General features: G+C 65.4%; 11 protein-coding genes. 8 read left to right on the top strand and 3 right to left on the bottom strand.

Annotated features, from left to right (window positions below; genetic code table 11):
• Positions 1-71: 71 nt before the first annotated feature.
• From LK533_RS08115 to LK533_RS08130, 4 genes are read left to right on the top strand one after another with little or no spacing between them, the layout of a single operon-like run.
• Positions 72-974 (top strand): ArdC family protein, encoded by a 903-nt coding sequence (locus LK533_RS08115; RefSeq protein WP_229362289.1) that lies wholly within the window; start codon positions 72-74, stop codon positions 972-974.
• Positions 964-1,173 (top strand): RNA polymerase sigma factor, encoded by a 210-nt coding sequence (locus LK533_RS08120; protein WP_229362290.1) that lies wholly within the window; start codon positions 964-966, stop codon positions 1,171-1,173. The genes LK533_RS08115 and LK533_RS08120 overlap by 11 nt, the downstream gene beginning before the upstream one ends.
• A gap of 51 nt (positions 1,174-1,224) precedes the next feature.
• Positions 1,225-2,139 carry a HEPN domain-containing protein gene (locus tag LK533_RS08125; RefSeq protein WP_229362291.1) on the top strand — a complete coding sequence of 305 codons (915 nt, stop codon included), beginning with the start codon at positions 1,225-1,227 and terminating at the stop codon, positions 2,137-2,139.
• A gap of 60 nt (positions 2,140-2,199) precedes the next feature.
• On the top strand, positions 2,200-2,475 hold the full coding sequence (locus LK533_RS08130) for an HU family DNA-binding protein (protein WP_229362292.1): 276 nt from the start codon (positions 2,200-2,202) through the stop codon (positions 2,473-2,475).
• An 8-nt stretch (positions 2,476-2,483) separates the two neighbouring features.
• On the opposite strand, the gene LK533_RS08135 is transcribed toward LK533_RS08130, so the two are convergent.
• Both LK533_RS08135 and LK533_RS08140 read right to left on the bottom strand, forming a co-directional pair.
• Complete coding sequence (locus LK533_RS08135; RefSeq protein WP_229362293.1) at positions 2,484-2,771, bottom strand: conjugal transfer protein TraD; 288 nt, start codon at positions 2,769-2,771, stop codon at positions 2,484-2,486.
• Positions 2,731-3,045: a conjugal transfer protein TraD gene (locus tag LK533_RS08140; protein WP_229362294.1), complete on the bottom strand. Its 315-nt coding sequence runs from the start codon at positions 3,043-3,045 to the stop codon at positions 2,731-2,733. The genes LK533_RS08135 and LK533_RS08140 overlap by 41 nt, the downstream gene beginning before the upstream one ends.
• 167 nt (positions 3,046-3,212) lie before the next feature.
• Here LK533_RS08140 and traA point away from each other — a divergent pair, with 167 nt between their 5' ends.
• The 4 genes from traA (at position 3,213) to LK533_RS08160 (ending at position 13,155) form a co-directional block, all read left to right on the top strand.
• A complete protein-coding gene (gene traA, locus LK533_RS08145) occupies positions 3,213-6,113 on the top strand; it encodes a Ti-type conjugative transfer relaxase TraA (RefSeq protein ID WP_229362295.1) in 2,901 nt (966 codons plus the stop codon).
• Positions 6,097-6,741 (top strand): DUF6118 family protein, encoded by a 645-nt coding sequence (locus tag LK533_RS08150; protein WP_229362296.1) that lies wholly within the window; start codon positions 6,097-6,099, stop codon positions 6,739-6,741. Before traA ends, LK533_RS08150 begins: the two co-directional genes overlap by 17 nt.
• A gap of 497 nt (positions 6,742-7,238) precedes the next feature.
• Complete coding sequence (locus LK533_RS08155) at positions 7,239-12,893, top strand: PAS domain S-box protein (protein WP_229362297.1); 5,655 nt, start codon at positions 7,239-7,241, stop codon at positions 12,891-12,893.
• On the top strand, positions 12,886-13,155 hold the full coding sequence (locus tag LK533_RS08160) for a response regulator (protein WP_229362298.1): 270 nt from the start codon (positions 12,886-12,888) through the stop codon (positions 13,153-13,155). Before LK533_RS08155 ends, LK533_RS08160 begins: the two co-directional genes overlap by 8 nt.
• Positions 13,156-13,633: 478 nt before the next feature.
• On the opposite strand, the gene LK533_RS08165 is transcribed toward LK533_RS08160, so the two are convergent.
• Positions 13,634-14,347, bottom strand: a complete 714-nt coding sequence (locus tag LK533_RS08165) for a TetR/AcrR family transcriptional regulator (protein ID WP_229362299.1) — start codon at positions 14,345-14,347, stop codon at positions 13,634-13,636.
• Positions 14,348-14,419: the final 72 nt, after the last annotated feature.

The raw sequence follows: 14,419 nt of genomic DNA on the forward strand, positions 1-14,419 counted from the left end.
GGTGCGCTCCTGCCGCCCACCCCCGCCACTTCCGGCGCCGGTTGCGGTGGTCTGCAAAGGAGCAAGAGGACATGGCACGCGAGACCAGCCGGCAGGATCTCTACAGCGAGGTCACCAACCGCATCATCGCCGAGATGGAAGAGGGGCGGCTGCCCTGGGTTCAGCCCTGGGACACTACGGCGTGCGGGTGCACCCTGCCGCACAACGCCGGCACCGGGCGGCGCTACTCCGGCATCAACATCCTCATCCTGTGGGCAGCGGCGGTGGAGGGCGGCTATGCATCGCAACGCTGGCTCACCTTCCGCCAGGCACAGGCACTCGGAGGCAGCGTCCGCAAGGGCGAGAAGGGAACCACCGTCTGCTATGCCGACCGCTTCACGCCCAAGGGCGAGGACGCGCGCGCGGCCGACGAGGACCGCGAGGCGCGCACGGTGGCGTTCCTCAAGCGCTTCACCGTCTTCAACATCGACCAGTGCGACGGGCTGCCGGACGAGATCACCGCACCCACGGCACCGCTGCCCGAGCGTGAGGCGATCCCACGTGCCGAAGCACTGATGGCGGCTTGCGGGGCAAACATCCGCATTGGCGGCGACCATGCCTTCTATGCGCCCGTGCTCGACATGGTGCAGCTGCCCCAGCAGCAGGCGTTCCGCGACCAGATCAACTACTACAGGACCGCGCTTCACGAGCTTGGCCACCGGACCGGGCACCGCAGCCGGCTCGACCGTGACCAGACCGGCGCATACGGCAGCAACGCCTATGCCCGCGAGGAACTAGTCGCCGAGCTGTGCGCGGCGTTCAGCTGTGCGAGCCTCGGCATCCGACCGACGGTGCGGCACGCCGATTATGTCGCCTGCTGGCTCGAGGTACTGCGCGAGGATGCACGTGCGACCTTCCGGGCTGCGAGCCAGGCAAGCAAGGCCGCCGACTTCCTGCTGGCATTCGATGCCGGGGAGGCGAGCGATGTCGCATGACCGGTTCGCCGCGGCAGTCACTGCCGCGCTCGACCGCCTTCCGGCCGACCAGCGGGAGGTGCTGTTGGCGAAAGATGCCGAAGGGCTGAGCTATGCCGCGATCGCAGCGCGGTTGGGCATCCGTGAAGACGCAGCGCAAACCCTGTACGCCACGGCGATGATCGCGCTGCGCCGGGCAACCGAACCGCCGCCGCCATGACGGCGGCGGCGCCATTTTGCCAATCTCGCACCACCCGCTAGGATCGCATCCGTGCGCGACGACCTCGATCATCTCCCGGCTTCCAAGCAGCGCGAGCTCGCCCACGTCGTGCGCGTGCTGTTCGAGGCGTTCGACACCGCGCTTGCCGGGGCGACGCAGAACTGGAAGCGCAAGGCCCGCATCCTCAAGCTGGTGCTCTACGGCAGCCATGCCCGCGGCGACTGGGTCGACGATCCGGTTGGCGGCTACCACAGTGACTATGACATCCTCGTCGTCGTCAACGACGAGCACCTCACCGACTTCGAGCTGTGGTCGGCGGCCGAGGATCGGCTGATGCGAGATGTCACCATCAACCAGGCGCTGGCTGCACCGGTCAGCTTCATCGTCCACAGCCTCGACGATGTGAACGCGCAGCTCGAGCGCGGCCGGCCGTTCTTCATCGACATCGTCGAGCAGGGGATCGCGCTCTACGAAGCGGAGGGCTTCCCGTTCGCGCAGCCGCGGCTGCTGCCGCCGGCAGAAGCGAAGGTCGAGGCGCAGAGGCACTTCGATGAGTGGTCGAAGAGCGTCGCGGAGTTCTTCGGAACCGCAAAGTTTGCAATGTCGCAGGGCTGGAACAACAAAGCGGCCTTCGACCTGCATCAGACCGTCGAGCGCCTCTATCACTGCACGCTGCTGGTGCTGACGCTCTACAGCCCGAAGTCGCACCGGCTGAACTTCCTGCGCTCGCAGGCCGAGCAGATCGCGCCGCGGCTGGTCGCGGCATGGCCGCGCGACGACCGCTTCGCGCGGCGTTGTTTCGAGTTGCTGCGGCAGGCGTATGTCAACGCGCGCTACTCGCCGCACTATGCGATCAGCGACGAGGAACTGCGCTGGCTCGGCGAGCACATCGAGGTGCTCAAAGGCTTGGTCGAGGACGTCTGCCGCGAGCACATCGACGCCCTCGGGCGCAACGTCGCCGCCTGAGCTGGACCAGCGCAGGCCGGCTTCCTACACATACCGCCTCAATCGACAGGAGCACCCCGCATGAACAACGCCGATCTCGCCGACCGCATTGCCGACGCGCACGGCATCGCCAAGGCCGATGCGCGCAAGTACGTCGACGGCGTTTTCGCCGCCATCACCGAGGCGGCAGCCAAGGGTGAGGAAGTTTCGCTGAACGGCTTTGGCAAGTTCAAGGTCAAGGACAGCCCGGCGCGCGAGGGCCGCAACCCCGCCACGGGTGCCACGATCCAGATTGCTGCGTCGAAGAAGCTGACGTTCACACCCGCCAAGGCGGTGAAGGACACGCTCAACGGCTGACACACCGGTCAGGCGCCGGGATCAGCCATTCCGGCGCCACTTCCGGCGAACGCGCGTTTTCCGCGGCGCCGCCACACCAGCAGCGACTGTCCTCGCTGCTCGCCACGCAGCGTTGCCGCTGCCTCCACCAGCAGGCCGAACATGACCGCACGATCATCGTCGGTGAGCTCGACCAGCCCTGCCTTCGCAACTAGCCCGCCGAGTTCAATCAGCTGGCGGGTGCGCTCGCGGCGCTTCACCTGCCAGTCGCGCGCATCATGCCGCGCTCGTACCTGTTCCAGGCGGCGGCGCTGCACCTGCAGCCGGTGCAGCGCCGCCTCGTTTTGCCGAAGTGCTGCGGGCCTTGTCGCGAAACCAGCGCTCCCCGGCCGTGCGCCACGCTTCGAGCGTGGCCGCGTCGTGCATCGCGCCGGCCTGCAGCAGCGCGCCAGCGAGGGTTTCAACCGGAAGGGTGTCGGCCCCGCAGGCGGTTACCAGCTCGCCCAGTTGCACGAGCTTGCGGGCGCGAAGTGCTCGCGCCTTGTCGGCGAGCATCTTGAGTTCCGAGTCGATGTCGCGCGGCTTGCGCATGATGTGTCCTCCTTGATTGGCGGACGCATCAGTTATCGTGCGCTTCGATCAGCGGCCATGGTGTGATATGCAGTGGGACACAGCCGTCCCGAGATAGATGAAATCTTTCGAGGGCGCGCTTATACGTCGTGCCGACGTCGCTGCTGAAGTGTAGATGGATTGCCGCAATGGCGATCTACCACTTCTCGGCCAAGATCATCTCCCGCGCCAACGGCTCGTCGGCGCTGGCGGCCGCCGCCTATCGCTCGGCGTCGCGGCTGCACGACCAGCGCCTCGATCGCGATCACGACTTCTCCAACAAAGCCGGCGTCGTGCACTCCGAGGTGCTGCTGCCGGAGGGGGCGCCGGAGCAGCTCTCGGATCGCGCTACGCTGTGGAACGCGGTCGAGGCAGCCGAACTGCGCAAGGACGCGCAACTGGCGCGAGAAGTCGAGTTCGCGCTGCCACGCGAGCTCGACCAAGCCGAGGGCATTCGCCTGGCGCGCGAGTTCGTCGCCCGCGAGTTCGTCGCGCGCGGCATGGTCGCCGATCTCAACGTGCACTGGGACGTCGGCGCCGATGGCGAGGCCAAGCCGCACGCGCATGTCATGCTGACCACGCGCAGTGTCGGCGAGGACGGCTTCGGCGCCAAGGTCCGCGACTGGAATGCTACCCACCTGCTCGAGCACTGGCGTGAGGCGTGGGCCGAGCACGTCAACACGCGTCTCGCCGAGCTGGATATCGATGCACGCGTCGACCACCGCAGCCTGGAAGCGCAGGGCATCGACCTCGAGCCACAGCACAAGATCGGTCCCGCAGCCTTGCGCATGGCGGCGCAGGGCCTGCAGCTCGAGCGTGTCGACGAGCATCGCGCGATCGCGCGCGCCAACGGCGACAAGCTGCTCGCCAAGCCAGATCTAGCGCTGGATGCGATCACGCACGGGCAGGCGACCTTCACCACCCGCGACCTCGCGAAGTTTGTCCACCGCCACAGCGATGGCAAGGAACAGTTCGACAAGGTCATGGCGGCGGTGCGGGCCTCGCCCGAGCTGGTGAAGCTCGGACGTGACGGTCGCGGCGAGGAGCGCTTCACCAGTCGCACCATGCTCGCCGCCGAACAGCGGCTTGAGCAGGCGCTCGACCGCCTCGGTGGCAGCGTCGCCCATCGGCTCGGCGCGGGTGCAGGCGAGCGCGTCCTCGCGCGGTCGGCCCGCGCCGGTCTTGTGCTTGGGCCCGAACAGCAGGCAGCGTTGCGCCATGTCGTGCAAGGCCGCGATCTCGGCATCGTCGTCGGCTACGCCGGCACCGGCAAGTCGACGATGCTCGGGCTGGCGCGCGAAGCCTGGCAAGAAGCCGGCTACCACGTCCACGGTGCCGCGCTGTCAGGCATCGCCGCCGAGAACCTTGAGAACGGCTCCGGCATTGCCTCGCGCACGCTTGCGAGCCTGGAACGCCAATGGGAGCAGGGCAGGGAGATGCTCTCCGCCGGCGACGTGCTCGTGATCGACGAAGCGGGGATGATCGGATCACGCCAGATGGAGCGGGTGCTGTCGCAGGCGGCGAAGCACGGCGCCAAGGTGGTGCTGGTCGGCGACCCCGAGCAGCTCCAGGCGATCGAAGCCGGTGCTGCGTTCCGGTCAGCGGTCGAGCGCTACGGCCATGTCGAGATCACCGACATTCGCCGCCAGCGTGAGGATTGGCAGCGTAATGCCACTCGTGAGCTCGCTACTGAGCGCACTGGGGAAGCGCTCGACGCCTATGCCGCGCACGGTGCCGTCCATGCCGCCCCGACCCGCGAAGCCGCGCGCGTCGCGCTGGTCGACCGCTGGGACCAGGATCGTGCAGCTGCACCGGAGGCGAGCCGCATCATCCTCACCCACACCAACGATGAAGTCCGCCTGCTCAACCAGCTCGCCCGCGAGCGGCTGAAGCGGGGAGGGGAGCTTGGCGACGATGTCGCCATCGCCACCGAGCGTGGCGAGCGCACCTTCGCTTCGGGCGACCGCATCCTGTTCCTGCGCAACGAGCGCAGCTTGGGCGTGAAGAACGGCAGCCTCGGCAGGGTCGAGAGCGTCACCGCAGCGCGCATGACCGTGCTGTTCGACGACGGCCGCAGGGTCGGCTTCGACATCAAGGACTATGCCGCTGTCGACCACGGCTATGCGGCGACGATCCACAAGGCGCAGGGGATGACCGTCGATCGTGTGCAGGTGCTGGCCACCCCAGGCCTAGACCGGCATGCCGCCTATGTCGCGCTGTCACGGCATCGTGACGCTGCCGAGCTCCACTATGGCCGCGACGACTTCGCCGACCGGGATCGCCTTGCCGCGACGCTGGCGCGCGAGCGCAGCAAGGATCTTGTGTTCGACTACACGCGCAGCTTCGCCGACCGGCGGGAGATCGTGCTGCCGAAGCCACTGGCGCAGAAGTCTGTTCCCGCGCGCAGTCCGTTTGCCGGTCTTAATCTGCGCCCAGCAGAGCCGCCCCGCGCGCGCAGCATGTTCGACGGGTTACGGCTCAATAGGGTTCAACCGCTACCCGCGACCGATCCGATGGACCTGAGCCGCGCGGTCCAGCGGGTCGCTCGTGCCACTGCCGACATCCTGCGGATGCGCAAGGATGGCTACACCGAGCTGCCGCACCAGCGGACCGCCTATGACAAGGCGCGGGAACGGCTCAACACCCTTCGCCCGAATGCCGCCCGCGATCTGCGCGATGCCTTTGTCCGCAACGTCGGCTTGCTCGCGGAAGCAGCCGAAGGCCGCACCGCCAACGCGATCCGCGCGATGGCGCTGGAGGCGGAGCTGCGTGTCAGCCCCGAGCGCCGTGCCGATCGCTTCGTCGAGGACTGGCAGAAGCTGGCCCAGACCCATCGCACCATGCGCCAGGCCGGCGATGATGCAGGTGTACGGGCGGTCGGCCAGCAGATGAGCGCGCTCGGCAAGGTCCTGGAGCGCGACGTCCAGGCCGAGTCGCTGGTGAGGAAGCGGCTGCCGGCGCTTGGCATGCCGGTGCGGGAAGGGGCATCCATCTCCCACAGCATCCAGGATTGGCTCGGCCTCTCGCGCAGCCGTGGTATCGGGCGCTAGCCATGCTCGCATGGATAAGGACTTTCCCGTCGATGGAAGCGATGCCGTAGCTCCAGCCATCGCCGGGCTGCGTGCCGAGATCAGCCTGCTGCGCCGTGCGGTTGAGCGGCTGACCGACGAGCGCACCATGCAGGTGGATTATGGGCCGAGCCTCGAGGTGATCGCCAAGCGGCTGGAGGACATCGGCGTCTGGGCGCGACGTGTGTCGGAGAGGCCAGCGCTGCAGCTGACACCGCAAAAGATGGCGAGCGAGTTGGCCGAGGCAGCAACGTCCGGCCGCGAGCAGGACAAGCACCTGCTCGAAAAAGCGGCTGGCACCATGAACGCTGCCGCTGCCCGGATCGACGCGATGATCTTGCGATCGCGATCGGCGGGCGATCAGCGACGCGAACTGCTCCACAATCGCGTCGCCTTCACCGTTGCAGGTATGGTGCTGATGGCAATCCTGCCCGGTGCCGTCGCGCGGTCGTTGCCGGTGAGCTGGGCGGTGCCTGAGCGGATCGCCGCTCGCATGCTCGGCACCGACATGCGGACTGCAGGCCAAAATATGATGGCCAGAGCGGAGGAGCTGGATAAGCATCAAGGCAAGACCAGAGATGTTGCACACCCACCGCCCGAGAGGCGTTGAGATGGTGATCTTGCTTTGAGCGGACAGACCGGTTTTCGGGCAAACTGGTGGATAGCCGCCGGTCCGCTTTCGGGCAGTGCTTCGGCGATTCCGGCCGTCCATTCAGCTTGACCGCGACGGCAGCTAAGCGCCCAATTTCAGCCGATCAGGCTCGAATGGGCGAATTCTAAAAGCCGACGAACCTCATTTCGATCGTCTCACGATCAAAAGATAGCCCCAATCCTTCCGGGCGTGCCAAGTACCGCCGTCTGCCGCCGTTCCTAGCCCAGCGCCGCCGCAGGCACGCGGGGCGTCGTAGCCTAGCGGCTGCTGGCGGAGCCGCTGCCGAACGGGCTACCGGGTTGGATCTCGACGCGAGTTTAACATGCGGAAGCGAGGCGCGAGGGCCACGAGGGTAGCTGGCCTCCGCTAACCGGACGCCGTGTGCCGTCGGGCGATGAAACCCGCCTCAGCCTGTCGATACAGAGACAAAACGATCTCTCGAGAGTTCATGTCAGATGGCTGAACTTTCTTCTCCGGATTGGCTGCCCAGCGAAGGCGGGATGGAGCGCCTGATTGCGGAGCATGACTGGTCGGCTACTCCCCTCGGACCGATCGGCAACTGGCCGCAGAGCTTGAGGACGGCGGTCAATATCGTGCTGGGCTCGGGGCACGCCATGCAGCTTGCATGGGGCCCGGAGCGCACCATCCTCTACAACGACGCATACGCGCCGATGCTGGGAAACCGTCATCCGGAGGTCCTAGGCCTGCCGTTTCACGAGGCATGGCCCGATATCTGGAACGACATCGAACCCATGGTGGCGCGCGTCTTCGCCGGCGAGACCGTACGGGTCGAGGAGATGCCGCTGGTGATGACGCGCCACGGCCACCCCGAGGAGACTTGGTGGAACTTCTCCTATTCGCCAGTGCACGGCGAGCAGGGGCAGGTGGTGGGCCTGCTCAACGTGACCGTGGACGCGACCCCAAAGGTCCGTGCCGACCGCGCCGAAGCGGCACTACGTCAGAGTGAGGGGCGTCAAGCGTTCCTGTTGAAGCTCAGCGACGCCCTGCGGCCGCTGATCGAAGCCTCTGAGGTCCAATCGACGACCACGCGCCTCATCGCCGAGCACCTTGGCGTCGATCGAGCGATGTATGCCGAGGTCGATGGAGAGCACGGCTCGGAAGGGGGAACGATCCGCAGCCAGTACGTCCGTCCATCTAGGGGTGGCCATGCTCCGACCGTCCCATTCCCGGAACGGTTCACCTACCATCAATTCGGCGCTCATACGATGGCCGCGCGCTATCGCGGCGAGCCACTGGTCGTCAGCGACGTTTTGTCGGATCCGGCATTCGACGCGGCGCAAAGAGATGCCTGGAGTGCGGCCGGGGTCCGGGCCGCCATCGTTGCCACGCTCGCCAAGGGCGGGCGGTTGGTGGCGGAATTCGGCGTGCACTGCGCGTCGCCGCGAATCTGGACCGAGGACGACGTCACCCTCATGCAGGACGTCGCGGAACGGACCTGGGCCGCGGCCGAGCGCGCTCGTACGGAAGCGGCGCTAAGTGAGGAACTCAGGAAGACGAAGATACTACAGGACCTCGGCGCCCGGCTCGTCACCGAGGAAAATGTTCAGACGATCTACGAAGAAATCCTCACCGCTGCGATCGAGATCACCCAGGCGCGGGCGGGCACGGTGCAGATGCTCGATATCGAGAAGGAGAAGCTGGTCACACTCGCCACGCGCGGCTTCAGCCGCGAGACGGAGGTTTACTTTCACACTGTCGACGCCGGATCGAACACCTCATGCGGCCTCGCGCTCCGCACCGGCGAGCGGTCCTATTTTAACTTCTCGGCGGACGATCCCGACAAGTCGGTGCAACTGCACGTTCGAGACGGAGTGCAGTCGGCGCAGTCCTCCCCACTGGTCACCCGAAGCGGGCGGCCGATCGGAATGGTTTCGACTCACTGGGCGGAGCCCGACCACCGCCCGTCCGAGCGCGATCTGCGCTTCCTCGATCTCCTCGCACGGCAGGCCGCTGACCTGCTTGAACAGCGTGCGGCTCGATCCGAACTGCGCGAAAGCGAGGAGCGGTTTCGCACCTTGTTCGCCGCTTCGCCCGTCCCGTTCATGGTCCTTGCGCCGAACCCGCCGGACTTCACGATCACCGCGGCCAACGACGCCTATTTCAAAGCGACCAAAACGACGCGCGAGAGCCTGATCGGGCGCAGGCTGTTCGATGTCTTTCCGGACGACCCGCGCCGGCCGGGCCAGCTCGGCTCGGAGGCGCTCGCGCTCTCGCTCGACCAAGTCTTCACCCGACGAGAGGCCGACGAGATGGCGCGCGTCCGCTACGACCTCGTCACGCCCGACGGTTTCGACCCGCACTGGTGGGAAGCCACCAGCGCCCCCATCCTTGACTCGGCGGGCGAGATCACCGCCGTCATTCATCAGGTCCACCGGGTGACCGAGCTCCATTTCGCCCAAGAGGCGGAGCGTGAGAGCCGGGAAGGGCAGGCCTTTCTACTCAAGCTCTCAGATGCGCTGCGGCCGCTGGTTGACCCGGTCGAGATCCAGACAGTCGCGCTACGGTTCCTCGCCGAGCACATGGATCTCAGCCGCGCCGCTTATTCGGAGATTCAGGAAGACCATGACCGCGCAGTTCGGGTAGCCACCTACGAACGCGACCTTCCTCCACTCCCACGGGAGGTGCGGATATCCCAGTTTGGCGCCGACCAGCTCGACTGCTACCTCTCTGGCAACGCATTCGTGGTGAACGATACCGAGACCGACGCGCGCGTCGAAGCGACCCGAGAGGCTTGTCGCGCCATTCAGGTGCGCGCCTGGGTGGGGGTACCACTGGTCAAGGGCGGGCGCCTAATCACAGTCCTTGGCGTCGAGAAAATGACGCCTTACGAATGGTCGAGTGCCGAGGTTCGGTTGCTGCAGGAAGCGGCCGAGCGCACCTGGGCCGCCGCGGAGCGCGGAAAAGCCGAAGCGGCGCTGCGCGACAGCGAGGCAAAGTACCGCACGCTGTTCGAGACGATGCACCAGGGATATTGCGAGCAGGAACTGGTACGCGACGAATCCAGACGGGCGATCGACCACCGGTATATAGAGGTCAATCCAGCGTTCGAACGCATCTTTGGCACTCCTGCTGCCGAGTTTCGCGGCCGAAGAGTCACGGAGATGTTCCCTGGCGTCGAAGACATTTGGACGGAGACGCATGCAAGGGTTGTGAGAACTCGCAAGCCGGAGCGCATGGAGCACCGCGTTGCTCAGCTGGATCGGTGGTTCGAAGCGTTCACTTATCCGACCCACGGCGACCGCTACGTTGTTCTGTTCGATGACGTCACCGAACGCAAACAGGCTGAGGAGCGGCAGGGGTTCCTCCTCAAGCTCTCGGATGCGCTGCGGGCCGAACCCGACGCAGACGCGGTTGCGAACCGCGCGATGGAGATGCTGACCGATCACCTCCAGCTGGATCGCGTTTACATCTCACGCTATCGGGTCGAGGACGACTGGGCCGACTTCACCCATCAAGTGGGGAACGAGCGGGTGCCGCCGCTACCCGCCGGGGCTCGTCTGTCCGACTTCCCCGAGACCTTGCGCATCGCGACCGCCGGAACCGTGGTGTTCGACGACATAGCCGCAAATGAGGACCTGTCCGAGGCGGACAGAAGAAACCTCGTCGCGCTCGGCTACAATGCCATCCTCGCCTCAACGCTGCGCAAGGGTGAGAACAACCCGCATTGGGTGATCGCCGCCGTTTCGGCGACCCCCCGACGCTGGACCCGAAGCGAAATTGCCCTGGTCGAAGAGGTCACCGAGCGCACCTGGACGGCGATGGAGCGCGCCCGTGCCGAGGCGGCGCTGCGCGGCAGCGAGGAAGCGCTCGCCGCCGACCTCGCTGATACTGAGCAGTTGCGCGGCCTCGCGGAGCGCCTCGTGACCGAGGAGAATATCGGGACGATATATGAGGAGATCCTGTCCGCTGCCATGGCCGTTGCGCAGTCGGATGCCGGCACCATCCAGGTCTACGACCCGAAGACGAAATCCCTTGAGATCATCGCCAGCAAGAACTTCTCTCGCACGATCACGGACTATTTCCAACACGTCGACGCGAGCAGCCGGACCGCTTGCGGGATCGCCATGAACACAGGGGAGCGCGCTTTCGTGGACTTCCCCGACGAGGTCCAGGACCTCGGGTGTCAGCTGCTCGTCGATGAGGGCCTGCAATCCGCGCTAGCCCTGCCGCTCGTCTCCCGCACAGGCAAGCCGCTGGGCATGCTGAACACGCACTGGCGTGAAACTAGGCACCGACCGAGCGAGAGGCAGCTTCGCTTTCTAGATTTGATCGCGCGGCAGGCCGCGGACCTGATCGAGCAGCGCCAGGCACAAAGCAACTTGCGCGAGAGCGAGGCCCGACTTCGCGCAGCCTTCTCGATCAGCACTGTGGGTGTCTTGTTCTGGGGTCCGGCGGGCAAGCTGACGGACGCCAACGACGCCTTCTTGCGGATGACCGGCTTCAGCCGTGAAGAGACGGTTGGGAAGACCTGGCAGGAACTTACGCCGCCCGAGTTCCACGCTGCATCGGCGGAGTTCATGGCGGAGGTCGAGAAGACCGGCGAGGGCACTCCCTACGAGAAGCAGCACTATCGCAAGGACGGGTCGCGCTGGTGGGGCGTCTTCGCCGCCCGCAAGCTCGACGACGGCTTCGTTGAGTTCGCCCTTGATGTGACGGAGCAGCATAAAGCGCAGGAAGCACTGCGTGAGTCCGAGGAGCGGCTGCGGCAATTCGGCGACGCGTCCCACGACATCCTTTGGATGCGCGATCCCGACACATTGCAATGGACTTACCTTACGCCCGCGTTTGAGCCGATCTACGGCCTTAGCCGCGACGAGGCGCTATCAGGCGACAATTATCGCAGCTGGATCGAACTGATTGTCCCGGCTGACCGTCCGACCGCAACCGAGAACATCCGTCGGGTGCGTCAGGGCGAACACGTGACATTCGAATACCGCATCCGCCGCCCAAGCGACGGCGAGATACGCTGGCTGCGCAACACCGATTTCCCGATCACCGACGCTTCCGGCGAAGTGGTCATGATCGGAGGCATCGGTCACGACATTACCGAAGCCAAGCTCGCCGATGAGAAGCTCGAGCAGAGCGAGGAGCGGCTACGCAGCGCGGTAGAGGTCGGCAAGCTGGGGCTTTGGGATTGGAATGTCCGGACCGGTGAAATTCACTGGTCGGACGAGCACTTCCGAATGGAAGGCTACGCAGTCGGTGAGGTCACCCCGAGCTACGAGACCTGGGCCGCGCGCCTCCATCCTGATGATCGCGCGTCGACCGAGCAGGCGCTGCGTCAGGCGATGGACTCCCATGAGGAGTATGTCCGAGAGTTCCGCGTTGTGCATCCAGACGACTCGATTCACTGGCTCTATGGTCGGGGTCGTTTCTTCTACGATGACGAGGGTCAGCCGGTCCGCATGATCGGGGCGATGGTCGAAACGACCGAACGCCGGGAGTGGGAGGAGCGGCAGCAGGTGCTGATCGCCGAGCTCCAGCACCGGACCCGGAACCTAATGGGAGTCGTCCGCTCAATGTCGGACAAGACCGCGCGGGCAAGCGCCGATCTCGCTGACTTCCGCGCTCGCTTCCGGGATCGACTGGACGCGTTGTCCCGGGTGCAAGGCCTGCTCTCGCGCCTGAATGAGCACGACCGCGTCACCTTCGACGATCTGATCCGAACGGAGCTGTCCGCGCTGGACGGCAGCGCCGAGCGGGTGACGCTGGAGGGACCGTCCGGCGTTCGCCTGCGTTCCTCGACAGTGCAGACGCTCGCGATGGCCATTCATGAGCTGGCTACCAACGCCATCAAATATGGCGCGCTCGGTCAGGCCACCGGACACCTTAATGTCACCTGGTCGCTGGAGCCGGCGGGCGAAGGTGGAAAGCCGTGGCTGCACGTCGATTGGCGTGAGAGCGACGTCGAGATGCCGCCGGCAGGCTCGGCGCCGCGTGGAACCGGACAGGGTCGCGAACTCATCGAACGGGCTCTGCCTTACCAGCTCAGCGCTAAGACCACTTACACGTTAGGGCCCGACGGAGTGCACTGCGTTATCTCGATCCCAATCTCGGCCAGCACAGTGGAGGTGAGCGAACATGCCTGAAGCGACCCTCCGCGGCTGCCGCGTCCTCGTGGTGGAAGACGAGTACATGCTGGCAGACGAGTTACAGATGGAGCTCAGCGACGCCGAGGTGATCGTTCTCGGCCCGATCGGAACGCTCGAAGATGCGCTCGACCTCATCAGGTCCGAGCCGCACATAGATGGCGCCATCCTCGACGTAAATCTACGGGGCGAGATGGCGTCCCCTGCTGCCGACTTGCTGATCGAGCGCGGCGTACCGTTCGTATTCACGACGGGCTACTAAGAATCGGTAATCCCTGGTCGCTTCGCGGATGTTCCTCGATGCGAGAAGCCGATCAACATTACCAGGGTGGCGAAAGCGATCGGTCGGGCGATTCATGCCTGAGGCGGACGTTCTCGGGTTCAAGCTGCAGACGTAAGGGTCAGCTGGTGGGTAAGCAGTAGGGCCGGCGGCTACTCAGGGAGGCAAGAGGCGAGTTTCGGCGCCCTTCGGCGGCCTCTTAATAGTACGAACAACGACTCGTATTCGTTATGTTTTTCCGGCGCGGGGCGCCAATGCGCCAATCGGAACGAAGGTCTGCTGTTAGCTTGGCTGGCCGCGTGTCAGCTTTACGAACCTACCTCCGGCGAAGCTGCCCGTCGGCTTGCGGCCCAGTTCCTGTGAGACGCTTGTACCTGAACGAGCGTCCGCTGCTGGGAGGCGCTTAAGCAGCCGCGAATGGCCGGGTTTGGGTCCTATAGCCAGAAGGTGGAGGGCAATCTTACCTAGGTTCGGCCGGAGAAGTCCGGTGACTCCTTTTTGTGGCTGTGAGGGCTTCGGCGCCCACGATGATCAGATTGAGACCCGCCAGGAAAGCTTCGCGCTCATCATGCGACCGCACCTGATCCGCGAGCAAGTGAACGAACGGATACTCAGTCGGGTCGCGCTGCGTCCATTCTCCGACGATCGTGTTGAGGACAGTCGATCGGTCGGACGCGCGGAACTTGTGACGCGCCGCCGCTGCGGTCTGCGCAGCAGTGCCAAGGAGATATTGAGCAAACGCCGACACGCAGTGGAATAGCGCCCCACGCGGGACGCCCAAGGCATCGAACTGCGCGCTGCTGTTCTCGAAGATCGCCACCATGGCTGGGTGCCCGGGCTCCCGCGCGAGCTGAGTTCCGACCCACGGGTGGGCCTCGATCGCGTCAAAGACGCCCAGCGCGATCGCGCGGAGAGCGTCTGCCGGGTTTGAGGCGCTGACGACGCTGGTCATCGCCCCGGACAGAACATGCTCCGTCGCCGCCGAGAGTAGGGCGTCCTTGTCAGCGACGTGCCAGTAGATCGCTCCGCTCCCGGTGGATAGCTGGTTCGCCAACGCTCGGAACGTCAACGCGCTCTCCCCCGCTGAATCGAGAATGTCGATGGCAGCGGCAACGACCCGCTCTTTGGAAAGCGAGGTCTTACGTCGCTGGGAATGGCCGGTGTCCGAACGCATGCGCCTCCTTGACACACTTGGAACAACGTTCCAATGGCAACTTAGTGGAACGTCGTTCCAGAGTGGAGTGAG

The organism is Sphingomonas sp. PL-96 (assembly GCF_020707215.1).
Taxonomy (GTDB): Bacteria; Pseudomonadota; Alphaproteobacteria; order Sphingomonadales; family Sphingomonadaceae; genus Sphingomonas.

What these genes read in the sequence shown, in the direction of transcription:
- LK533_RS08115 (WP_229362289.1), top strand. Translation starts at nt 72, where the DNA reads ATGGCACGCGAGACCAGCCGGCAGGATCTCTACAGCGAGGTCACCAAC.
- LK533_RS08120 (WP_229362290.1), top strand. Translation starts at nt 964, where the DNA reads ATGTCGCATGACCGGTTCGCCGCGGCAGTCACTGCCGCGCTCGACCGC.
- LK533_RS08130 (WP_229362292.1), top strand. Translation starts at nt 2,200, where the DNA reads ATGAACAACGCCGATCTCGCCGACCGCATTGCCGACGCGCACGGCATC.
- LK533_RS08140 (WP_229362294.1), bottom strand. Translation starts at nt 3,045, where the DNA reads ATGCGCAAGCCGCGCGACATCGACTCGGAACTCAAGATGCTCGCCGAC.
- traA (WP_229362295.1), top strand. Translation starts at nt 3,213, where the DNA reads ATGGCGATCTACCACTTCTCGGCCAAGATCATCTCCCGCGCCAACGGC.
- LK533_RS08155 (WP_229362297.1), top strand. Translation starts at nt 7,239, where the DNA reads ATGGCTGAACTTTCTTCTCCGGATTGGCTGCCCAGCGAAGGCGGGATG.
- LK533_RS08160 (WP_229362298.1), top strand. Translation starts at nt 12,886, where the DNA reads ATGCCTGAAGCGACCCTCCGCGGCTGCCGCGTCCTCGTGGTGGAAGAC.
- LK533_RS08165 (WP_229362299.1), bottom strand. Translation starts at nt 14,347, where the DNA reads ATGCGTTCGGACACCGGCCATTCCCAGCGACGTAAGACCTCGCTTTCC.